We start from the raw sequence: 23,471 nt of genomic DNA, 5'->3' as shown, positions 1-23,471 counted from the left end.
GATTATCTATCTGCGAAATCAATTCTTCATCTATCGTATTCACCACACTGCTGAATTAATTTTGCCACTAAACCCGTCCAACCTGTCTGATGATTTGCCCCTAAACCCGCACCATTATCTCCATGAAAGTATTCGTGAAACATAATTAAATTGTGCCAGTGTGGATCGGTTTGGAACTTTTTTAGATCTCCATAAACTGGTCTTTTCCCCGATTCATCTTGCAGGAATATTTTAATCAGCCTTTGCGATAATTCCTGCGAAACCTCCCACAGATTCATTTCTCGACCCGAACCAGTGGGAAACTCGACTTTAAAATCATCACCTAAATAATAATGAAACTTTTGTAACGCTTCAATTATTAAGTAATTAATCGGAAACCAAATGGGACCTCGCCAATTGGAATTACCCCCAAATATAGCATCGCTTGATTCTGCTGGTTCGTATTTGACGCGATATTCTTGTCCGTCTAATTTAATGAAATAGGGATGAGAAGCATGATGTTTAGATACAGAGCGAATTCCATATTGACTTAAAAATTCGTTCTCATCTAACATCGTTTTCAAAATGCAGCGTAACTTATTTTCTGCTTCCGTTCCTCCTGGTGGCTTATAACAAATTGCTAATAGCCTTCTTGCGCCAATTCCTTTTGTTTCCATACAAGCAACATTTTGCCGCAAATCGGGACGGTTGTTAATAAACCATTCCATCCGTTTTTTAAAACCAGGAAATCGTTCTAAAACTTCTGGTTCTAAAGTTTCAACAGCTAGTAAAGGGATTAATCCTACTAGCGATCGCACTTTCAGGACTATATCCCCATCAGCAGGAACGTGCAGCATATCGTAATAAAAACTATCGTCTTTATCCCACAAACCTTTGCGTTCCTCTCCCATGCTATTCATCGCATCGGCAATGTAGAGGAAATGCTCGAAAAATTTACTAGCAGTATCTTCATAAGCGGGATTTTCTTTAGCTAATTCTAACGCGATCGCCAGCATATTTAAACAGTACATACCCATCCAACTCGTACCATCTGACTGCTGTAAATAGGCATCAGTAGGAACTTGGGTACTGCGATCGAATACACCAATATTATCCATACCCAAAAACCCGCCTTGAAAAACATTTTTACCAGCAATATCTTTGCGATTTACCCACCAAGTAAAGTTGAGTAATAATTTTTGAAAAACTCGTTCTAAAAATAATCTATCGGCACGTCCGTATATCTTTTGTTCGATCTTATATACGCGCCACGTCGCCCAAGCATGAACGGGAGGATTAACATCGCTAAAGTTCCATTCGTAAGCTGGTAATTGCCCGTTAGGATGTAAATACCATTCTCGCGTCAAACGACTTAATTGACGCTTGGCAAAATCAGGATCGATAATGGCAAGAGGAATGACATGAAAAGCTAGATCCCACGCTGCATACCAGGGATATTCCCATTTATCGGGCATGGAAATAACATCATCGTTAAATAGATGAATCCAGTCTGCATTCCTAATATTTTGTCGCGATTTTGCTGGTGTAGGATGAGCCGGATCGCCTTGCAGCCATTCATGGATGACATAATAATAATATTGTTTAGCCCAGAGCATCCCCGCAAAAGCCTGTCGCTGAATATTGCGTCGATCTGGTGTTAATTGACAAAAAGAAGTAATGCGATCGTAAAACTCATCTGCTTCTTGAATGCGAGTTTGAAAAATTTGCTCGAAATCTTTACCAAATGGAGTGACTAAATAAGGAGAGTCGCACAGACGTAAGCAAACAGTTATGGTTTCGCCTGCGGCAATCTTTAGATTATAACTGGCTGCAAATTTAGTACCAATTTGTTGAGGATTTACGGTGTTTTTATCGTTTTCAACAAGATAATTGTTAATTCCGTCTTTAACAAAATCAGATTTATTCTCGACTCCAAACAACTTTTGGTAGTTCGTATCATTTTCAGTAAATAATAACTCTGCTGCACCTTCACAATACAACCAGCGATCGCCTAAACTAGGATGAGTAGATTCGATAATACTCAGATTGCTATCTTGATGCAGCTTTTTAAGTTTGGGTTTGGCTGCTTCGGCTCGTCCCCAAGCCCAAGTATTGCGAAACCATAATGTAGGCAATAAATATAAATTTCTAGTTTCCGAAGCACGATTAGCGATACTAATTTTAATTAAAATATCTTCAGGAGTATTTTTGGCATATTCAACAAAAACATCAAAGTAAGTGTTATTGTCAAATATTCCTGTATCAAGTAATTCAAATTCACGATCGCGCTTACTACGATTTTGATTTTCTGTCACTAGTTGAGTATAGGGAAAAGCTTGCTGAGAATATTTATAGAGATATTTCATGTAAGAATGAGTGGGAGTATTGTCAAGGTAAAAGTAACATTCCTTGACATCTTCGCCGTGATTGCCTTCATTACCAGTTAAACCAAATAGCCTTTCCTTTAAAATTGGATCGACACCATTCCAAAGCGCGATCGCAAAACACAAGCGTTGATGATTGTCAGAAATACCTGCAATTCCATCCTCACCCCAACGATAAGCGCGAGAACGTGCTTGTTCGTGGGGAAAATAATCCCAAGCCGAACCATCAGCACTGTAATCTTCTCGGACTGTTCCCCATTGTCGTTCGCTTAAATACGAACCCCAGCGCCGCCAGTGTGCTTTGCGATCGCGGTCTTCTTGTAATCTTTGTTCTTCTTGAGTCATGATGAGAATGAGGAATAGAGGATATGGGGGACAAAGAAAATTAGTAATTTTTGACTTTCTTACATAACGTCTTTGTTTTTTGTTCTCACTCGCTGATATAATTCTTCCATCACCGTAATAAAGGAAGTATCTTTTTGCCAAAAAGCGGGATAGTCCCCCTGTTTTTTAACTACAATTGCTGGAATAATTGCTGGTTCGGCAACTTCAATATTTGATGGTAGGCGCTTAGTTCCAAGCCAGAATTCTCTAGAATGCATCTGCTCGGTTACAGGCACTTGTTCGAGTTTTGTATAGTAAGATATTTCTGCTACTAAAGGAGTTTCTTTAGTAGTTAACTCGGCAGATAAAACTTGTCCTAAAGGAGATTTCACGAGTTCTGATTGCAATTCTTCTTTAGATAAACCCCTCAATTCAAATAAAAGAAATGGGTTATGGTCGAGTTGAGATGCAACTAAGTAATAAACACCTGCAATATGTTTGCAAGGGTTAGCATAATCGGGACAGCTACAGCTCGTTTTAAAGTCTTTTCTACTATGCGGTAGTAAATGCAATCCTAAGTCAGCAAAAGCTGAGTCAATACTGTCTGGCACTTCATTCATTAACAATTTTGACACAAAACTTGCTTTAGAAGAAACGTATTTAATTGCCTTTGACCAACTCGCTTTGTCAATTGGAGTAATTTCGATTTTTGTATCGTATTTTGGTTCTTTATATACCCCAAAATAGGGATTTATCGAACCTCTCACCTTAGCCGTAATTTTATTGCCGTCAATTTTATATTCAATGATTTTACCATTGCTAGCATAGGAACGTCCGCGCCCCAGCCTACCAGAATCGCTGAATGCTTCTAAGGCTTCAATGAAACGTTTTCCCCACCAAGTTCGACTGAATTTAGCCACGATCGCTACTCCAATATTGCAGTTTTATTTAAGGCGATTAGTTGTTTAAATGCTTCATTATCAAGTTCTGTCAGCCAAGATTCATCATTACCAACAATTGCAGAAGATAGCTTTTTCTTATCAGCAATCATTTGGTCGATACGTTCTTCTAACGTACCCATTGCAACGAATTTATGTACGAAGACATTCTTCTTCTGACCGATCCGAAAAGCTCTATCTGTTGCCTGATCCTCTACTGCGGGGTTCCACCAGCGATCGAAGTGAAAAACATGGTTGGCTTTAGTCAGAGTGATTCCTACTCCTCCTGCTTTTAAAGATAGGATAAATACCGATGGTTCTGTTTCAGGGTCTTGAAACTCGGCGATCGCTTCTTCTCTTTTATTACGGTTTGTCCCACCGTGAATGTAATAAGTATTGTAATGACAATTGTGCTTCAAATACTTTTCTAAAGGGTCGCAAATCTCTTTAAATTGACTGAAGATTAACATGCTTTCTCCTTCAGCGATCGCCTCTTCTACCATTTCTATTAAACGGCTAAGTTTGTGCGATCGCTCTGGAGAAAATTCGCTACCATCTTGTAAAAACTGTGCCGGATGATTGCAAACTTGTTTGAGTTTCAATAAAGTCGATAAAATTAACCCTTTGCGTTGAATTCCCTCTGATTCTTCAATTTGCTTCGAGACATCTTTCACGACAGCTTCATAGAGCGAAGCTTGTTCTTTTGTCAAGTTACAATATAAGTTTTGTTCGACTTTATCCGGTAAATCATTAATAATCGATCTATCAGTTTTGACTCGTCGCAAAATAAACGGTTCGACTAATTTATTTAAACTGCTAGATTTGACTTTACTATTATCTTTTTGAATTGGGATTTCAAACGATTTCCGAAATTGTGCTTCTTTTCCCAAATAACCTGGATTGAGGAAATTGAAAATCGACCATAAATCTAATAAGCGGTTTTCTACAGGCGTTCCCGTTAAAGCTAGTCGATGTTTAGCTTGTAATTTTAAAATGGCGCGAGTTTGAGCTGCTTTCGGATTTTTGATGTTTTGGGCTTCATCTATTACTATCCGCTGCCACGTTACACTACTTAAAAGTTTTTCATCTTTACGAGCAAGCGTAAATGAAGTAATTACCACATCGTGTTTGAGACAGATAGCTTTAAATTCAGCTTCATCTTTGAGGCGATCGCTTGCAGTTGGTAAGGCAAAATATTTAGTAGAAATTCGAGCGTTCGTCTTGCCATAAGTAGCTGGGGCGATTCCCAATTGCTCAGTTAAGAAGGCTTCTAAATCTGCTGAAGCCAATTGAAAAGGATGAGTGCGCCGATCGGTGTTGCGACGTTTTTGGACAGTTGAAGTTTCTACCCACAGATAAAATGCACCATCTTGAATGAAATCAGCTTCGGCAGAGGGAATCCAAGTACCGTGGATGATTTTCATGGATAGATACCAGGTTTTTAATGTGGTGGATTGGCAGGGGGTGTTTGTGCAGCTGTTGGCGTTGGTGATGGCGCAATACTACCAGACTCGTAATCGCTAGGCAACATTGGTTCTCCTTCTTTCGCTGGAGAGGAATTTGGACTTGGTGCGCTGGGTGTTGGCGATGGTGGCTGGTTGTTAGTTGTTGGGGAGGCTTCTGGTGTAGGTGCTGGTGCGTTTTGGGGTGAGGGTGATGGTTCTGGGGATGGTTGGTTGTTCTGGGGTGAGGGTGATGGTTCTGGCGCTGGCTGGTTGTTCTGGGGTGAGGGTGATGGTTCTGGCGCTGGCTGGTTGTTCTGGGGTGAGGGTGATGGTTCTGGGGATGGAGATGGCGTTGGCGAAGGTGGGGTTGGAGACTGCTTAGATGTTGGGGATTGTTCTGGTTTTGGTGTAGGAGATGGTGCAGGTTGAGACGATTTGCTCTTATTTGTCGAGTTACGTTGACGATTGGTTTTAGGTTGAGTAGGCGTGATTGAGCGATTTCTGGTTGACGAGGTAGCCCTTACTCTACGGTTAAAACCTTGCCCAGCATTATTCCGATCTTGTCTCCATCTGCGAGTGCCAGATCGAATTGTTGGGTTGACGGGGCTGCTGAGATTTTGCGTCCCACTTTGCCCAGAAGTATTGACTGCTGGCTGTTGCTCGGTAGTATTTTTTACAGGTTGAGTTGGTGGGGGAGCAGTTGAGTTTGCTTTTTGCGAGTTTTCTTTTTGTGGAAGTGTAGTGTTTTTCTCATATCTAGCATCGGTGGGCGATGTAGGCTGAGGTGCAGGCTGGCTGGAGCGCGCGGGTATTGAATTTTGAGGTGACTGAGGGACAGACTTAGGAAAAACTGTACCGATCGCTAGAGTTGCAATGCCAGCGATCGCAGCTAAACCACCACCAATCCACAAACCGCGTAAAAAAGATTGCTTGGCGGGGATCTCCTCGCTCTCGGCAGATGGGGGTTCCATAACCGATACTCCAGGTTGGCTGGACTGAGAAAGCCAACTTGGGATCGAAGAATTATGAGTTTGCGATCGCCCGCCGCCTGTCAGACCACCTGAGAAACTTTGGGAATAAGTATGGGGCAATAGTTCCAGCCAATCAGCTACGGTAGCAGGTCGATTGACAGCTTCAATCTCCATCCCCAAAATAATCGCTCGTTCCACGTCAACACTTAACCGAGGATTGATTTGGCGCACGTTGGGCATAGGGACGCGATCGCGCAGGCTAGCGGCAACTGGTACTTTGGCTGTCAAGATCGCGTATAGCGTTGCTGCTAGGGCATAAACATCTGTGGCTGGAGTACGGGGGGCATGGGCAAGATACTGTTCTATGGGTGCGTACCCTTCCGAAACCATGTTGGTATGAGTTTGGGTTGAACCTGGAGTAAATTCCCGCGCAATCCCAAAATCAATCAGTACGACTTCCTGAGTTCCCTGGCGCAAAATAATGTTTTGGGGTTTCACATCCCGATGCAGCAAGTTCTTCTGATGCACGACTTCCAATGCCGCACCAATCTGCCGAATGTAGTGAATTGCCAGCGTTTCTGGCAAGGGACGATCTGGAAACACCACCTTGGCAAGAGTTTGCCCGGGAATATAATCCATCACCATAAATGGCAAGCCGTCCTCAATGAAGAAGTCGCTGACTCGCACAATATTGGGGTGGACGCAGGCTGCTAAGCGTCGGGCTTCATCCTGAAATTGGCGCTGAAACTTGGCAAATTGCGGCGCTTGCCGGAGCAATTCATTCAGCGTTTTGACTACCACTGGTTGCCCCAAAAATTGGTGGGTGGCTTTATAAGTAATGCCAAATCCACCCCGTCCTATTTCTTGTTCCAGGGTATATTTCCCACGCTGTAATGTTTTTCCAGCTAGCATACTCCCCTCAAGACTACTGCACGACCTTTAGGCTTGCTTAATATTTCTGCCTCTTGCCTATGCTAAATCGCTTTTATGTAGAATTTTTAACTTAGTTCCACTTATAGACCTGTCACCCTCCCACGCGACAAAAAACCAGTATGGATTATACCAACCACTGTCACCAGCCGTACACTCATCCAGTCGTCCAATCCTGCTTGCTGCGTAGCGAAAGCGATCGCGGCGTGACGTACAGTTTTATTCTTTCCTTAGAGATGAAAGACGAGAAACAGTGAGGGCTACAGCGATGAAATCCAAAGCCATACATTTATCAGTCTAAGTTAGTCCAAATTAGTCTGGCTGAGAAGTTATGGTTTGTTAACTAACCCACAAGCCTCGAGATAGCTGCTTAGCGACCTAGTAACAACGCTTCTTCAATGCTAGAAATTTAAACAACTCCCTTGCTCTTTTATTAATTTTTATTACTGAAATGGACTATAGATCGCCTTCCGCTCTCACTCCTCACTCCTCACCCCTCGCCCCTCATTCGCGGTTACTATGCTTGAGTAACGGTCACGGCGAAGACATCATTGCAGTTCGGATCGTCCAAGAACTTCAGCAGCTTTGTCCAAACCTCGATATTGCTGCTTTACCAATTGTCGGTGAAGGTAAAGCTTACACTCGTCTGGGTATTCCCCTAATTGGTAGCGTAAAAACCATGCCTTCTGGTGGCTTCATTTACATGGATGGACGGCAACTGCTAGGAGATATTCAAGGTGGCTTGTTACAACTGACTGGGAAGCAGCTGAGGGCAATACGTCAATGGATGCAGGGAGCAGGGAGTAGGGAGCAGGGAGCAGGGAGTAGGGGGGACAAGGAAGACAAGGGAGACAAGGGAGACAAGGAGAAGAGAGCTGAGGGAGCTGGGGGAGCTGAGGAAGCAATTCAATTCTTACCCCACACCTTTTCTTCACGCACCATGCACCACTCACTACACCCCACACCCTACACCCTACACCCTACACCCCACACCCTAGTGTTAGCCGTAGGCGATATCGTACCCTTACTCTTTGCCTGGTGGAGTGGAGCGAATTATGCTTTTGTGGGGACGGCTAAGTCTGAATATTACGTGCGAGATGAAAATGGTGTTTTACCTGGGCGATCGCCTTTTGCCCATTTAGAACATTGGTCGGGTTCGATTTATCATCCTTGGGAGCGCTATTTTATGAGCCATCGCCGCTGTCGAGCAGTGTTTCCTAGAGACTCTCTGACTGCTAAGATTTTGCAACAGCATGGCGTTCCTGCCTTCGATCGGGGAAATCCCATGATGGATCGCCTCGAACCATCCCAACTTTTTGTAGAGGAGACAAGCCAAGCGCTAAAAATTCTGCTCCTACCTGGTTCTCGTCCTCCCGAAGTTTACCGAAATTGGGAACTGATATTGCAAGCAGTCACAGATTTAATCGTGACTTTCGGCGATCGCCCATTGGTATTTTTAGCCGCGATCGCCCCTAATCTTGATTTAGAGCCTTTTTGTCAAGCTCTCGTAAAAACTGGATTCTCTGAAACCCCCCTTGTTAAGGGGGGTTGGGGGGATCTTGCCAGGGCGGGTTTATCAGACATATCTGCGATCGCACGTACACCTCAGCCAAACTCGCCCCTACAGGAATCGCTTGTATTGACATTTCGGCAAAAAAATGCATTTGTTATCTTAACCCAACACGCCTACAACGACTGCTTACACCAAGCCCAAATTGCGATCGCAATGGCAGGAACGGCGACAGAACAATTCATTGGGCTAGGCAAACCTGCCATTATCATGCCTGGTCAAGGTCCGCAATTTACCTATGCTTTTGCTGAGGCACAGAGCCGTCATTTTGGGGAATCGATTACTTTCGTCCAAAATCCTCACCAAGTTGGTGATGCGATCGCGGCTTTACTCTCTAACCCCGACAAGCTACAATCTATCGCTGAAAACGGCATACGTCGCATGGGTAAACTAGGTGCAGCCCGCCGCATTGCCGAGTGCTTAATTGAGAATTTTTAGTACAATCGTGCATAAAATGATACAGCCCCCCTTTTGAAGGGGGGTTGGGGGGATTGCCTATTTCGTCAAACCGTCAAATACGCCTCGCAAAGCAGCAACAGCATCTTGAGTTCTTGCCCAAACGCTTTGATCTGGATCTTTACCCGTTAGTTCGCGGGTTCCCAAAACCTCTAGAATTCCTTTCATTTGCTCTTGATGAGCGCGGTTTTCAAAGTTGACTTGGTTAAGAGGCGCGATCGCATCCTTGACATCTTCCCCTGTCACCTGAGACGCTTTGTGAATAATCAATCCAGTCATAACAGCTTGGTGTTTGATCCGCTCGTGAGCAGAGACTTTTTGATACAAAGATAGTTCGTTACCATCCATTAAGCGGTTGACTTGCTCTACATATTGCCCCGTTGTATCTCTATGCCCAACAGAACCACCACCAAACTTAGCAATAACTTCGTTAATGACAGTCAAATTTTGCCTGTCGTCTCTGAGAAAATCGTTGAGGCGATCGCTAATTTCTTTATCGCTACTGACAGATGGAATCAGTTTTTCTTCATTGCTAATTAGCAACTCTTGTAGGGCTTTTAAATCTGCTAGTTCCATTGCGATCGCTCTACGCTTGGTATCGTCTAAAGTTGCGACCATATTTCACTTTCCCTCCGATTGCTATGTCAAGCTATAAACTCTCATATAAAGCTATTTATTTAAATCTTACTTGAGATATATTCTCAAGAAATCTGCAATCGATAGGGGCGCACAGTGTGCGCCCCTACCAACAACCAGCAACCAACAACTATTCTCCAGTAATTGATAAATTATCTATCCAAATCCGAGGGCAAACCCCAGATGGTGTTAATTCTGCCTCTGGTTCGACGAAAATAATTGACTGCAACACTTCCAGAAAATCTCCCGCCACAGTAGCAGATTCGATACTCGTCCGCTTGCCATTGTTAACTACCCAACCATCGAAGGGGAGGGAGAAAGAACCTTGCAAAGCTTTGACTCCGGCGTGCAAGGCGTGTAAATCGTCAATAAAAATGACGTTCTCAGCCGTATCTAAGTTGTATGTTTGAGTTGCTGGCTGGTTAGAAAAAACGTGATAGAAATGAGGACTAACCGTCACCTTTGCGCCAATATTAGCGTGTCCGGTGGGTTTTGCGTCTAGGCGTTTTGCCGTACCTGCGCTATGGAGAAAATTTGTTAATACTCCATCAGAAATAATGGAGATGCGACGAGTAGGCGTACCTTCACCGTCAAACGTTTCTCCAGCTATATTTTCGGGATGTAATGCATCATCGCACACTGAAAGCAGGGGTGAGGCAATTTGCTTGCCGATTGACTCTGGTGTAGACAGACTTTGTTTATCCAGAATACTTTGAGCGTTGTAGAGATTGGAAAAAGCGCCCAGCAGACTTAAGAAAGCTTCAGGAGAGAAGACAACGCGATATTTACCAGACTTGACTTTCTCGTAATTCAAGTGACTGATAGTTTTTTCAGCTGCTTCTTGAAGACAAGCTTGGATGTCTAAGTTTTGTAAATTGCGACTAACGCGAAATGCGCCAGCAGAACGGGGTTTTTTTCCTTCTTCATCGGTTTTGCTGTAAAGATAGATCGAAGCATAGGAACGGGCTTCATGACGTGTTGCCCCTTCACTATTGAGATAAAACCGATCGAGATCCCTTTGCGATAAACCATTGTAGGGTACGCCTGCGATCGCCGGGTGAGCAGCCAAGAGTTCCTTTTCAGCCGAGATCAAAGTTTCAATCAACTCAGCTACAGGTGCTTGGGGTGCTGTAGTTTCTGTATTTGCAGTAATTGGCGCGATTGCTTCTGGACTAAAATCTGGTACATTTTCTTTGACCCCAAAGAAACTCGCTTCATAAGCAGTTTTCAAAGCAAGTTCGATACCTTCGGGATACACGTCAGTCGTGCTGGTGACTCCTACGGTATTGTTTTCATTCCATACCCGCACTGTCACCCCAGAACGATTTGAGGCTTTGACTTGTTTTGGTTCGCCTGAGTCTACCTGCACGCTAGTTTCATCAACAGAAGAACCGAAAATATCAAATTTTTGAACGCCAATTTTACTAGCACTATCTCGAACGTAATTTGCAAGTTCTTGAATATTCGTCATAATCTTTCTTATTCTACTTAAAATGCGATCGCGCAAAGACGCAAAGGCGCAAAGGATGCTTAGCGTCTAACGCTTCGCTTCGCCTTCGGCTAACGCGTCTTTGCGCGACAAAATTCTTATCTTCCACCAACGGTAATCGAGTCTACCTTAATATGAGGTTGTCCGACAGTAACGTAGATACTACCGCTAACGGAGCCGCAGAAACCCGCCGCTAATCCCAAATCCTGAGAACACATAGAAATCTTATTCATAATTTCCTGCGCGTCACCGATGAGGGTAGCACCTTTGAGGGGTTTGGTAATTTTGCCATTTTCAATTAAGTAAGCTTCTTCAACCGCAAAGTTGAATTGTCCCGTCGCGCCAACGCTACCACCACCCATCTTCTTGCAGTAGATTCCTTTGTCAATCGAACCAAAGATTTCTTCGTTGGTATAGTTTCCAGGGGCGATATAAGTATTGCGCATCCGCGAGGCGGCGGCGTAGGTATAGCTTTGTCTGCGTCCGCTACCCGTTCTGGGGTGTCCGGTGCGTAAGGAACCAGCGCGATCGCTCAAGAAGTTTTTCAAAATGCCATTTTCGATCAATAATGTCCGTTGGGCAGGCATTCCCTCATCGTCCATGTCAATCGTGCCGAAAGCACTGTCGGAAAGTCCTTCATCCCATGCAGTCAGGCTTTCATGAGCGATTTTTTCACCCTTCTTGTCGGCGAAAGGAGTGGTTTTGCGTTCGATTTGGGTGGTTTCCAGCAGGTGTCCGCAAGCTTCATGGAAGATGACACCACCAAACTGATTTGCCATCACGATTGGATACGTACCCGATTCTACGTAATCGGCATATAACATCTTACCTGCCGATTCTGCCACTTCCTCGGCAGTTGATTTGTAATCCCACGCTCTGAGAAAATTAGGATCGCTAGTGCTACCTGCCCGTTGTCCGATAGATGTCCGATGGATGCCATCCGCACACAATAGGTTAAATCCTACCGATTGCGTCAAGCGAATGTCTCTTGCAAACGTGCCATCACTGGAGGCAACTAAAATTTCTTGCCAGTCACGGAAATAAGTAGCGCGTCTTGATTGGATGTGGTTGGCTTTGAGTTGTAACTGTTGGTTGGCATCCAGCAGCACTTCTCCCATTTCGCGGATCGAACTACAGCTAGCAAACCAGCTATCTTTACCTTTAGTCGTGGCGTAGTCTCGCAGCAGTTCTAAATTGATGGCGGGGATGTAGGCGTTGGGTGCTGGGAGTTGCAACCCCAAAATTGAAAGTCCTTTTTCTAAAGCGGCTTTGAGTCCGTTAAATGTTAAATCGTTGGTGCTGACGTAGCAATCAGCTTTACCACGAAACACTCTCACCCCTGCACCAGTCGATAATCTGGGGGAGATGCTGGCGATCGTGTCGTCTTCTGCTAAACAATTAATATAGTTAACTCGTTCCAAGAAAAATTCTACAAAATCTGCACCTGCTGCTCGTCCTAAACCAAGTAGGGTAGCAAGGGGTGCTTCCCAAGTTTCATCAAAGCGATCGCGTTTTAATTTATAGTCCAGGTTAGGCAGTTCTCTCGATAGCAGTAGGCTACTCGGATACGTCGATAGCATCATCGGGCTTGAGCGTCCTTGTTGAGGATTTACTGACACTTTAGACTTTCATCCTAACAAACTACCATCAGCCCTATTAGGAGGGGTATTACCACACGTTAAAGTAGGGTGTGTTAAATAACGCACCTACAAACTACTTACATCAACTCAGTAGCTTGTATTGACTTGATGCTTTAATTTATACTAATTACACTGAGGAAAATATAGTTTTTTTACTTGAATAGCATTAACTATATTTAGTATTGCATCAGTCAAGCTTGGTGTTGAAACAATGCTAATAAAAGATATTCAACTTTCTGAATTGCCATCAGTCTACTTACTAAACAAAGATAATTTACCTAGTTATGCAGCCATCTACTTTGTATCTGATGGTACAGGGCAAATCCTCTATATTGGTAGAACGGTGAATTTAGTTGCTAGGTGGAGAGAACATCATCGATTTAGACAATTAAAAAGATTGAATCGAAAAAATCAAATCAGTATTAGCTGGCTCAAGTGTAATAACGATATAAATACTCTTTCAAATCTTGAAACTAAATTTATTGAGTTGTATAAACCACCGCTAAATTGGTCACAAGTAGTTGCACCGATTAGAAGGATAACTTCAGTTGAGACAGCATTACAACAAAGTCTTCAACAGCTAGCTAAGTTTAATACAATGATATTTGGATTTGACTCAATTTCTGGTGAAGAACCTCCAACAATATATCTGTTCTATCCTGTCTACGGCAGACGCGGTGTATCAAGAGGTATAAGAAGTGCTTTAAAAAATATTAATAAAAAAGCTAGTTCGTTGAAGTGGAAAAAATATCATACAGAGCCTAAATCCCTTGGCAAATTTGGATATTGGGAAACGAATTACAAAGGTATAAGAATAGATTTAACCCCAGCTCAGGAATTAGTCAATGTGATGTCTGATTCAACTCGCAGAACTGTAGCTGGTGTAGAGCTGATGGCTTTTAGTAGTCAGCAGTTAGAAATACTGATAGAAAACTCACCAGATTTTAAAGAAGAATTCTCTAGTCTGGAGGCTTTGGAGGAAGATCCGATCCCCCTAGAGCTTGCTAGCAAACTTCAGCCTTGTCAAGGGAATAATAAGAATGTTGTTGAAGTTGAACCGTGGGAGGAATTAGAACCAATGCCAGAAGGTGAAGTTAGAGTAATGAGCCGCCAGTTTTTATCTGTGGATGGTGTGGAAGTGGAGGTTTGTGCTAATGACAATGGAAAGTATTTTGTTAGGCACAATGTTTACTGGTGGATAGAACACAGACAGAAAAATCCTCATCCACAGTATAATTGCATAATAGATAACTTGAAGGCAGCAGTAGATAGACTGCCTACCATTAGATGGGCTGGATATAAGTTTAGATTTGAGACTATTTTTTTCAATGAAGATGATGTAGAAGTAGAGGATATCCTACTACTACCATTAGCTATGTTTGAAGAGCTTATAAAAGATACATTAAGATTTAGAAGCCCTCTAAAAGAGACAATTCAAAGTGGCGAATATCAACCGCAGCCAAATGACGAGGCAAATATAAAATTATGTGTTTGGTTACAACATAATTCATTGTTTTCGCTACTCAAGTCTACAACAAATGAATCACTCTCGATGCAATAACCTATTGCAACCTTAAGACAAAAAGCGATCGCACCCCTCCTATTCTCATCGCATGGCAAAAGCGATCGCTACGTCCTTTACAAATACTGTCATCTCACTTGTCATCCAACTACAATCTAGGCTTATATTGAAAAATTACGATTAGAAGGTCGATCCTCCAAACCCCTTAACAAAGGGGCATGAGTCCACCTGCCGTTAAAGGCGGACTAGGGGGATCGAGATCCAAAATCCGCGCATCCCCTATGCCAGAAGCCAACCTCACTGACCAACTATCCATCCCGACTCCCGACTCCCGACTCCCGACTCCCGCCAAATGGGAACAGCTCCGCAACAGCTTGCGCCCAGGACAGCAACAAATGGCAGATTGGCAGGGGGGACAGTTGGCAGTCTCGGCAGTCCCAGGGGCAGGAAAATCGACGGGAATGGCAGCAGCAACGGCAATTGCGATCGCCCGCCATCAATTACACGCCAAACGTGCGATCGTAGTTGTTACATTTACTCGTTCTGCGGCAGCAAACATTAAAGGCAAGATTCGCAGGTATTTACGAGAAGAATTATCTTTACCACCAAGAGGATTCACAGTCAATACCCTACACGGTTTGGCGCTGAATATTGCCAGCCGCTATCCTGACTTGTCGGGACTGCCGTTGGATAACGCGACGTTAATCACGCCTAATCAGAGCCACCGCTTGATTCGGACTTGTGTAGAACAGTGGATTGCTGCTAATTCCCGCTTGTATTCTCGGTTACTCGAAGGTAGGCAATTTGATGGCGAAGAAACAGAACGCTTACGGCGACAGTCGGTATTGCGGACAGAAGTCCTACCAGCATTAGCTTATTTAGTCATTCACGAAGCGAAAAGCTCTGGCTACCAACCGCAACAGTTGCGAGTGTTGGGCGAACAGGCAACAGATGAATATGAAATCTTGACCGTCGCTGCCGGATTGTACGAACAGTATCAGAATTTAATGCGATCGCGCGATTTAATCGACTACGACGACATGATTTTGGCAGCGCTACGGGTACTAGAAAATCCTAGCGCCAGACGCAACGAACAAAAGCAAGTTTTTGCCGTATTTGAAGATGAGGCTCAGGACTCTTCACCCCTGCAAACCAAACTCTTAGAAATTCTGGCACAAGATCTAGAAAACCCAGATTTACCAGCAAATTTAATTCGAGTTGGCGACCCCAACCAAGCAATTAATTCTACTTTTACCCCTGCCGACCCAATTTATTTTCGTCGCTTCTGCGAAGAGTGCCAGCAGCAACAACGATTGGCAACGATGGATATGGCAGGACGCAGTACTAGGATTGTCATTGCCGCAGCTAACTTTATGTTGGGGTGGGTGAATGGAAGGGAGCAGGGAGCAGGGAGTAAGGAGCAGGGAAGAAGGGGACAAGGGGGACAAGGGAGCAATTCTAGCCACCAGCCACTAACCACTAGCCACGCACCACTGCCATTTCGAGAGCAAACAATTCATCCGGTTAGCTTAGATGACCCACAGCCGGATGCTAATCCTGCGCCGATTGGTGGGGGATTGGAGTTGCATACGCCTCGCGATATTCATCACACGGCAGAATTGATCGGTCGGCGGGTAGTGGCATTATGTCAAGCAGGATCGAATGAAGAAACACCCACTACAGAAACACCGAACAGTCTGCGGATGGCTGTTTTAGTCAGAGAAAACAGACAGGGACGATGGCTGGCTGAAGCGATCGCGCCGATTTGCCAAGAGCATAATATCGTAGTGTATGAGGTGTCGGAAAGCGATCGCCACTCTCAAGTTCCAGCGGAAGTGCTGGCGCTGCTGCAATTCCTCGACCGTCCCCACTCCCCCGACTATCTCAAAGCTGCCTTGGAAGTTTTGGTACAGCGTCAGTTAATCCAACCGCAAGATTTGAATGCGCTGGCAACCATTCCCGAACAATTTCTATATCCTGGTCCTTTAGACGCACCTCAACCCGAACCAGCTCAAAAAGCAAGTCATTTGTGCCGCAGCCTGCTCCGCGCTCGAATGGAGTTACCTCCCTATCAATTAATTTCCTTTCTTGCCTTAACTCTGAATTACGACCAAGCAGAACTCGCGACAGCAGATAAGCTAGCGGAACGAGTGCAGCAACAACTTGCTGGTAATGGCAACAATAATTTGGCTGCAATGCTGATAGTGCTGAGCGAAATTGTCAATTCAGAACGATTTGAAGCGGTGGACGCGGAAGATTCCGAGGCACGTTATACCCGTCCTGGGCAACTGACAATTATTACCATGCACAAAGCTAAAGGATTGGATTGGGACTGCGTATTCATTCCGTTTTTACACGAAAATACAATTCCTGGAAATCTGCGCGTTTTACCTCAAGCTCATTTTTTGGGAGATTTCACCGTTGCAGAAGTTGCCCGCGCCCAAATCCGTGCTGCCTTGCACGAACAATTTCCCTTACCCGATGTTGCTACGGCGTGGGAACAGGCAAAACAACTCAAGACAGCAGAAGAGTTTCGCTTACTTTATGTCGCCATCACTCGCGCCAAACGGTTACTGTGGATTTCTGCGGCACAAAAAGCACCTTTCACCTGGAGCAAACCTGAAAATTTAGATAACAGTCGCCCCTGTCCGGTATTTTCGGCTTTAGTGCGTCAATTTCCGCGATCGGTAGTCAGAGCATGACTATACTTCCCTGGCGTGACTCCAACAAAACGCTTGAATTGCCTGATTAAATGACTTTGATCGGCAAAACCCGTTTGTTGCGCCACCTGCGCGATCGCATATCCTTGTGATAACAGCCTTTTTGCTTTTGCCACCCGCACTTGAGTTAAATATTCGTAAGGTGGCATACCAACGCGATCGCGAAATGTTCGTAATAAATAAAACGGACTGAGATTGGCGATCGCGGCAAGCCGATCTAAAGAAATATTTTCTGTATAATTCGATTCTAAATATGACTTAATCCGTACAATTGGCTGGTCTTCTCTACCTATTTGTTTCAGTGTAGGGCGATCGCCCGCATGACGTTGAATCAGTTTCACTAGCGCCCCCAGCCAGCGTGTATCTTTTTCTAACTGCGACGGCGAAGTTTCTAAACTTTGGTGTAGTTGTAATATCTGTTGAGCAAGCTGGCGATCGCCGATCGCGGCTTGCGGAAAATAAGGCATAACCTGTCGCCCCACAAAAGCCTCAGCCGCAGCTTGTTGCAATAAACTCACATCGGGATACAACACGCGATATGTCCAACCATGCTCGACTCCCGCACTTCCCGTATGCACCTCACCAGGGTTGACAATCACCACCGTACCAGCAGGGGCAAAATGCATTTTGCCTGGGTAAGTAAACTTTTCTACCCCTTGTTCGATGACACCGATAGTATAAGCTTCGTGAATGTGTCGGCAGAAAGCATGAGTAATATAAGTTGCTCTAAGTAACTCCAAATTACCAAACTCCGGCTGTCGCCAAAACTTAGCACGTTCGCACCTAGCTGGAGTTCTAGCAGCGTTATCCATAAGATAGCAGTTCGTGGCGATCGCCTTTCTCTGACGGAATATTAGCACTAATGGCAGTTGCCGATCTAAGATATTGCTGACTAATCGTTCTTCCCCGATCTTAAGTCAGCGATCGGTCGCTAATTCTCCCTTATCCCCCTGCTCCCTGCTCCCTTATCCCTCATATGTCTCGCTCAAAATCTCTGCAATATTACATTCTGGCTCGATTGCTGCTGACACCACTCATGCTGTGGACGATCGTGACTGTGGTATTTTTGTTGTTAAGAGCAACTCCTGGCGATCCCGTCGACGCTGTGTTAGGAGGACGCGCCCCAGAAAGCGTCAAGCAAGAATATCGGGAACGGTTGGGGCTACTCGATCCCCTACCGATTCAGTACTTTCGGTATATAGGTAATTTACTACGCTTCGATCTCGGTAGTTCCATTACGACTCAAGGGGAATCCGTTTGGCAAACCATCGGACAGCACTTTCCTGCTACGGCAGAATTAGCCGTATTTAGCATGGCATTTGCGCTCATTATTGGAATTAGCGTCGGAATGCTAGCTGCTTCCCGCCCTAACTCATGGTTAGATGTAGGGGGGCGATTATTTGGGATTATCACTTATGCCTTACCCTTATTCTGGGTAGGAATGTTAATGCAGTTGGTATTTGCGGTACAGTTGGGGTGGTTTCCCTTGGGAACGCGCTTTCCGACTTCTATACCCGCGCCTGAAGGTTTTACAGGACTCTACACTATTGATAGTCTATTAAGCGGCAATTTTACCCAGTTTTTCAGCGCTATCTATTACCTATTGCTGCCGAGTCTAACTCTAGGACTTTTACTATCGGGAATTTTCGAGCGTATCGTTCGCGTCAACCTCAAACATACCCTTAAAGCTGACTATGTAGAAGCTGCCCGTGCTAGGGGAATTCCCGAACGACGGATCTTATTTGCCCACGCTTTAAAAAATGCTTTAATTCCCGTAATTACGATTATGGGACTGACTTTCGCCTCTTTATTAGGTGGAGCAATCTTAACTGAGGTGACATTTTCTTGGCCTGGTTTAGCCAACCGCCTCTACGAAGCAATTTCCTTGCGCGATTATCCTACCGTTCAAGGGATTTTAGTATTTTTTGGTACGATCGTCGTACTTGCCAGTATCATCATTGATATTCTCAATGCCTCCATCGATCCCCGCATTCGTTATTAATACTACTGGTAAGATCTAGAAGACGCGAAGGTTGTAATGGTAATGGGTAATGGGTAATTGGTAGTTGGTGGTTACTAGTTAAAGCGAGTTAGTTTTCATTCCTGAGTGCCACTGTTATCTCCTGTCTCCTAATTTTTGACATTTAACTTTTGACTTTTGACTTTTCCAAACGGCGTTTCCATCTGTGGTTTGAGCGGTTAATGGCGATCGCAGCTACGGTAAATTTTGGTCTAGTCATTTTTGACTTCACCTACGTCCCCTGGCGCGATTTTTACCTCAACCGTATTCCTGAAGTTACAACAATTTACGATCCAATTAAAGGCATTGAGCCGCACCGCGAAACTCAGCAGTATTTAAAGCTAGTCAATGCCTTAGAACAACAGGTGAGTCAAACAGGATTGCAATCACCCCAGACAGCAGCCTTGTTAGAGCAACTGCGCCGCTACAGCAGTGACACGATCAAAACTAATCCGTTTGCCTTGGCAAATAAGACTGGGACGCTAGAAAGAATTAAAAATCGAATGCGCGATCGCATCGGTGAAGAATCTTCGCGTACTGCTTTTAATATTTTTTGGAGTCGAGAATATCTACTCAAGGCTGGGTGGCAAAAAGAGATTGACTTTTTCAATCGCAGTATCCGCCCTTTAGTTGCCACAAATTATTATCGCGCGATCGGCGAGAATGGCGAATTTACTGATGAATTCTGGCGCATCGACTCTTATTTTATCGCCCTGTTTAGCTTAGAATTTCTTATTCGCACTTTTACCATCAGCCGCCGTCACGTTGGTTTGAAATGGCGAGATGCGATGTTATGGCGATGGTATGACATTCTGCTCATCGTTCCCTTCGAGCTGTTACCTTTTTTACGCTGGACGTGGCTGCGAATTATTCCGGTAACAATTCGCTTGCACCAAGCAAAATTATTAAATTTAGAACCAGTCCGACGACAAGCTACTCAAGGATTTGTCGCTAGTTTGGCGCAGGAAATCACCGAAGTCGTTTTAATTCAATTGATTAATCAGTTACAAGTTTCGGTACGACGGGGAGAGTTAACAAATTGGCTATCCGCCAGCTCTAAGCGCCAACCATACATAGATTTAAATAATATTAACGAAATTGAGGCGATCGCTTCTCTGGTCGTCAACGTCCTCGTCTACCAAGTCTTCCCCCAAATCGAACCAGATATCATTGCCATTTTACGCCACAGCATCGAAAGCACCCTCGATCGATCCCCTCTCTATCGCAGCGTCCAAAATCTACCAGGAGTTGGCAACTTACCCCACACGCTGAGCCAGCAACTAGCGACCTCCATTACCCAGAATTTTTATACCGCGATCGTTAAAGCCGTAGAAGATCCGGTTGGGGCAAAAATTTCCCGCCAGCTAGCTCAACACTTCAGCCAAGCTTTAGGTACGCAAATGCAGGAAAAACATACCTTAGAACGCATTCAATCTCTGATTTCTGACTTTTTAGAAGAAGTCAAACTCAACTACGTCCGCAGACTAGCACAAGAGGATGTCGAGCAAATTATGGAACAAACTCGGCTACTAAAGCGGGGTGAGGAGTGAGGAGTGAGGAGTGAGCGAAAGAGGACAAGGAAACAGAGAAGACTAGGAACTTCAGGTACAAAGAGAGAATGTAATTCCGCACTTTCGTAGCTTGCTTAAGCGCAGGGATATTCCGAATTCCGAATTCTCCCCACCCCACACCTTACACCCCACACCCCACACCCCACACCCCACACCCCACACCTTACACCTTACACCCTACTCACTACATTCTTTTCCTCGCTCCTCCCTCCTCGCCCCTCACCCCTAAATTAATGCGCTAAACTCAAATGTAAGGGCGGAACGATTTGTTTCGCCTTTAAACTTTCTGGAAAAATTACTGTTTCTCAGGAAGTGGGTGTCAACCCCGCTTTTTTTATGTCTGAACAATGGCTCATCCCTTAATTCCTCAAATCATTGAACTCGCCTCGCCTGTAGCAGAAGATCTAGGATTGGAGATTGTTGATGTTGTTTTCCATACAAACCATCGTCCGCCAGTGCTGCGCATGGACATCCGCAATCCACAGCAAGACACCGGACTAGATGACTGCGAACGCATGAGCCGCGCTTTAGAAGCAACGCTAGATACAGCAGATGTCATTCCTGATGCTTACGTGCTGGAGGTTTCTAGTCCTGGGATATCGCGCCAGCTGGTTGCAGATCGAGAATTTGTCTCTTTTAAAGGATTCCCGGCGATCGTCACCTTATCCGAACCCTATGAAGGTCATACAGAGTGGACGGGTCAATTAATTAAGCGCGATGAAACAGCGGTGTTTTTGAATCAAAAAGGTCGGGCGATCGCCATTCCCCGCTCTCTCATCACCAGGGTACAACTGGACGAGCGCCACTAAATCAGGGGTTAGGAGTTAGGGATTAGGGGTTAGGGAACAATTTGCAATTCGCAATTCGCCATTAATTCCTGTTCCCTGCTCCCTGCTCGTGCGCTCCCTGTAAAACAAGAGGTTTAAATATTATGTCAATGGTTAGCTTACCTGGTCTAAAAGAATTAATTGAAAGCATCAGCCGCGAACGAAATTTACCTCGGAATGCGGTACAAAACGCCCTGAGAGAAGCTTTGCTAAAAGGCTACGAGCGCTATCGGCGAGCGCAAAATTTAGACAAAAAGCATTTTGAAGAAGAATATTTTGACAACTTTGAAGTAGAGTTGGATGTTGAAGAACAAGGCTTTCGAGTTCTAGCAACTAAAACGATTATCGAAGAAGTCACCAACTCCGACCACGAGATTTCCCTCAAAGACGTGCAAGAATTTGCAGGGGATGCAGCTCAAATTGGCGATTCCGTGCTAGTTGACGTGACTCCAGATAAAGAAGAGTTCGGACGCATGGCAGCGATGCAGACAAAACAAGTTTTGTCGCAAAAACTCCGCGATCAGCAGCGTCAAATGATCCAAGAGGAATTTCAAGATATAGAAGATACCGTACTGCAAGCCAGAGTACTACGGTTTGAGCGACAGTCAGTGATTATGGCGGTTAGTAGCAGTTTCGGTCAGCCAGAAGTCGAAGCAGAATTACCCAAGCGGGAGCAACTACCTAACGATAATTATCGCGCCAATGCTACTTTTAAGGTTTATCTCAAGAAAGTCTTGCAGGGACAGCATCGAGGTCCACAGTTATTGGTTTCCAGGGCTGATGCTGGTCTAGTCGTGTATTTATTCGCGAATGAAGTGCCGGAAATAGAGGATGAAGTCGTCCGCATTGTCGCTGTTGCCAGGGAAGCTAATCCCCCCTCTAGGCATGTCGGTCCTCGGACAAAAATTGCTGTCGATACCCTAGACCGAGATGTAGACCCAGTAGGGGCATGTATTGGCGCTAGAGGGTCGCGAATTCAAGTCGTAGTCAACGAATTAAGAGGAGAAAAAATTGACGTGATTCGCTGGTCGCCTGACCCAGCTACTTATATTGCCAATGCTTTGAGTCCGGCTAGGGTGGATGAAGTACGGTTGATGGACCCGGAAACTCGACAGACTCATGTATTGGTGGCAGAAGATCAACTCAGTTTGGCAATTGGTAAAGAAGGACAAAACGTCCGTCTAGCCGCACGTTTGACAGGATGGAAAATTGACATCAAAGACCGCGACAAATACGATTACGCTGCTGAAGATGCTAAATTTGCGGCAGCAGCTAGACAACAAGCCGCCGCACAGTTAGAGGAAGAATTAGCAGAGGAAGAATTGGCAGAGGAAGAACTAGAAGACATGATAGAAACAGTAGATGACACTGGCGAAGAATTGGATGAAGAACTGGAAACATCTGAGGAGCTAGAAGAATCGGCGACTAACGAACTGTGACTTGTGACTCGTGACTTGGTAACTGCCCCTGAAGCTCTCTTCGCCGTCCCGTCCCCCTCCTGTTGATGAAACCTAACTATCGCCGTTGTATCAGCTGCGGTCGCGTGGCATTAAAATCGGAGTTTTGGCGCATTGTCCGCGATCGCGACTCAGGAGAGTTACAATTAGATCGGGGCATGGGGCGTTCTGCTTACATCTGTCCCCAAGCAAGCTGTCTACAAGTGGCGCAAAAGAAAAACCGCTTGGGGCGATCGCTCAAGGTCAAGACAGTCTCAGAGGTGCTTTATCAGACTCTATTGCAGCGCCTGGTTACAGAACCATAGGTACGGAACCAGGTGACAGAGCCAGATAGCAGCGATATGTACAACCCCTTATACTTACCCACTCCTTGAACTTAATAAGAGCGAACGAGTATCAAGCCTACAAACACATCGGCATTCCCATTGACAGGTTAAGGAATTTGCAGCTGGTAATTTCTGCAAACCTAACTTGATGCCAAAATAATATATGGGTCAAAATATCCTAGTAGTAGATCGACAACCAAAAGTTGCGACCGGATTTCCTCAAGTTGGAGCGCCAGCAAAAAACACAAGCAAAAAACAAAAGCACG

At 44.8% G+C, this 23,471-nt stretch carries 16 protein-coding genes and 1 pseudogene; 9 read left to right on the top strand and 8 right to left on the bottom strand.

Features of this window, described 5'->3' with window-relative positions; genetic code table 11:
* Positions 1–26: 26 nt before the first annotated feature.
* The 4 genes and pseudogenes from N4J56_RS07730 to N4J56_RS07715 all read right to left on the bottom strand — a co-directional run bounded on the left by N4J56_RS07730 (position 27) and on the right by N4J56_RS07715 (position 6,953).
* Positions 27–2,708: an MGH1-like glycoside hydrolase domain-containing protein gene (locus tag N4J56_RS07730; RefSeq protein ID WP_317105931.1), complete on the bottom strand. Its 2,682-nt coding sequence runs from the start codon at positions 2,706–2,708 to the stop codon at positions 27–29.
* Between the two features lie 59 nt (positions 2,709–2,767).
* Positions 2,768–3,607, bottom strand: a complete 840-nt coding sequence (locus N4J56_RS07725) for an SWIM zinc finger family protein (protein WP_317105930.1) — start codon at positions 3,605–3,607, stop codon at positions 2,768–2,770.
* Between the two features lie 5 nt (positions 3,608–3,612).
* Positions 3,613–4,797, bottom strand: a pseudogene (locus N4J56_RS07720) (DEAD/DEAH box helicase); the annotation flags it as partial.
* A 269-nt stretch (positions 4,798–5,066) separates the two neighbouring features.
* Positions 5,067–6,953, bottom strand: coding sequence for a serine/threonine protein kinase (locus N4J56_RS07715; protein ID WP_317105928.1), 1,887 nt, complete (start codon positions 6,951–6,953; stop codon positions 5,067–5,069).
* Positions 6,954–7,093: 140 nt separating this feature from the next.
* On the opposite strand from N4J56_RS07715, the gene N4J56_RS07710 reads away from it, so the two are divergent.
* Both N4J56_RS07710 and N4J56_RS07705 read left to right on the top strand, forming a co-directional pair.
* Entirely contained in the window at positions 7,094–7,228 is a 135-nt protein-coding gene (locus tag N4J56_RS07710) for a hypothetical protein (protein ID WP_317105927.1), read from the top strand.
* Between the two features lie 194 nt (positions 7,229–7,422).
* The gene (locus tag N4J56_RS07705) at positions 7,423–8,979 is read left to right on the top strand and encodes a lipid-A-disaccharide synthase-related protein (RefSeq protein WP_317105926.1); all 1,557 of its coding nucleotides are present in this window, start codon (positions 7,423–7,425) and stop codon (positions 8,977–8,979) included.
* 57 nt (positions 8,980–9,036) lie between these two features.
* On the opposite strand, the gene N4J56_RS07700 is transcribed toward N4J56_RS07705, so the two are convergent.
* The 3 genes from N4J56_RS07700 to N4J56_RS07690 all read right to left on the bottom strand — a co-directional run bounded on the left by N4J56_RS07700 (position 9,037) and on the right by N4J56_RS07690 (position 12,705).
* Positions 9,037–9,615 carry a hemerythrin gene (locus N4J56_RS07700; RefSeq protein WP_015157074.1) on the bottom strand — a complete coding sequence of 193 codons (579 nt, stop codon included), beginning with the start codon at positions 9,613–9,615 and terminating at the stop codon, positions 9,037–9,039.
* A gap of 148 nt (positions 9,616–9,763) precedes the next feature.
* Positions 9,764–11,104: a TldD/PmbA family protein gene (locus N4J56_RS07695; protein ID WP_317105925.1), complete on the bottom strand. Its 1,341-nt coding sequence runs from the start codon at positions 11,102–11,104 to the stop codon at positions 9,764–9,766.
* A 116-nt stretch (positions 11,105–11,220) separates the two neighbouring features.
* Positions 11,221–12,705 carry a TldD/PmbA family protein gene (locus tag N4J56_RS07690; RefSeq protein ID WP_410500450.1) on the bottom strand — a complete coding sequence of 495 codons (1,485 nt, stop codon included), beginning with the start codon at positions 12,703–12,705 and terminating at the stop codon, positions 11,221–11,223.
* A 268-nt stretch (positions 12,706–12,973) separates the two neighbouring features.
* On the opposite strand from N4J56_RS07690, the gene N4J56_RS07685 reads away from it, so the two are divergent.
* Together N4J56_RS07685 and N4J56_RS07680 are read left to right on the top strand one after the other, a co-directional pair.
* On the top strand, positions 12,974–14,323 hold the full coding sequence (locus N4J56_RS07685; RefSeq protein WP_317105923.1) for a GIY-YIG nuclease family protein: 1,350 nt from the start codon (positions 12,974–12,976) through the stop codon (positions 14,321–14,323).
* A 242-nt stretch (positions 14,324–14,565) separates the two neighbouring features.
* On the top strand, positions 14,566–16,986 hold the full coding sequence (locus N4J56_RS07680; protein ID WP_410500449.1) for an ATP-dependent helicase: 2,421 nt from the start codon (positions 14,566–14,568) through the stop codon (positions 16,984–16,986).
* Here N4J56_RS07680 and N4J56_RS07675 read toward each other — a convergent pair.
* A complete protein-coding gene (locus N4J56_RS07675) occupies positions 16,956–17,864 on the bottom strand; it encodes an AraC family transcriptional regulator (RefSeq protein WP_317105921.1) in 909 nt (302 codons plus the stop codon). The genes N4J56_RS07680 and N4J56_RS07675 overlap by 31 nt on opposite strands.
* Positions 17,865–17,980: 116 nt before the next feature.
* On the opposite strand from N4J56_RS07675, the gene N4J56_RS07670 reads away from it, so the two are divergent.
* The 5 genes from N4J56_RS07670 (at position 17,981) to N4J56_RS07650 (ending at position 23,184) form a co-directional block, all read left to right on the top strand.
* On the top strand, positions 17,981–19,006 hold the full coding sequence (locus tag N4J56_RS07670) for an ABC transporter permease (protein ID WP_317105920.1): 1,026 nt from the start codon (positions 17,981–17,983) through the stop codon (positions 19,004–19,006).
* A 200-nt stretch (positions 19,007–19,206) separates the two neighbouring features.
* Positions 19,207–20,574 carry a hypothetical protein gene (locus N4J56_RS07665; RefSeq protein WP_410500448.1) on the top strand — a complete coding sequence of 456 codons (1,368 nt, stop codon included), beginning with the start codon at positions 19,207–19,209 and terminating at the stop codon, positions 20,572–20,574.
* Positions 20,575–20,942: 368 nt separating this feature from the next.
* On the top strand, positions 20,943–21,404 hold the full coding sequence (gene rimP / locus N4J56_RS07660) for a ribosome maturation factor RimP (RefSeq protein ID WP_317105918.1): 462 nt from the start codon (positions 20,943–20,945) through the stop codon (positions 21,402–21,404).
* A 122-nt stretch (positions 21,405–21,526) separates the two neighbouring features.
* Positions 21,527–22,861, top strand: a complete 1,335-nt coding sequence (gene nusA, locus N4J56_RS07655; protein WP_063777327.1) for a transcription termination factor NusA — start codon at positions 21,527–21,529, stop codon at positions 22,859–22,861.
* Positions 22,862–22,926: 65 nt separating this feature from the next.
* Positions 22,927–23,184 carry a YlxR family protein gene (locus N4J56_RS07650; protein ID WP_015157060.1) on the top strand — a complete coding sequence of 86 codons (258 nt, stop codon included), beginning with the start codon at positions 22,927–22,929 and terminating at the stop codon, positions 23,182–23,184.
* The last annotated feature ends 287 nt before the right edge of the window (positions 23,185–23,471 follow it).

Origin of the sequence: Chroococcidiopsis sp. SAG 2025 (assembly GCF_032860985.1) — a bacterium.
GTDB lineage: Bacteria > Cyanobacteriota > Cyanobacteriia > Cyanobacteriales > Chroococcidiopsidaceae > Chroococcidiopsis.
Note: the sequence above shows the minus strand (reverse complement) of the source record. Positions and strands in the feature narration are given on the sequence as shown.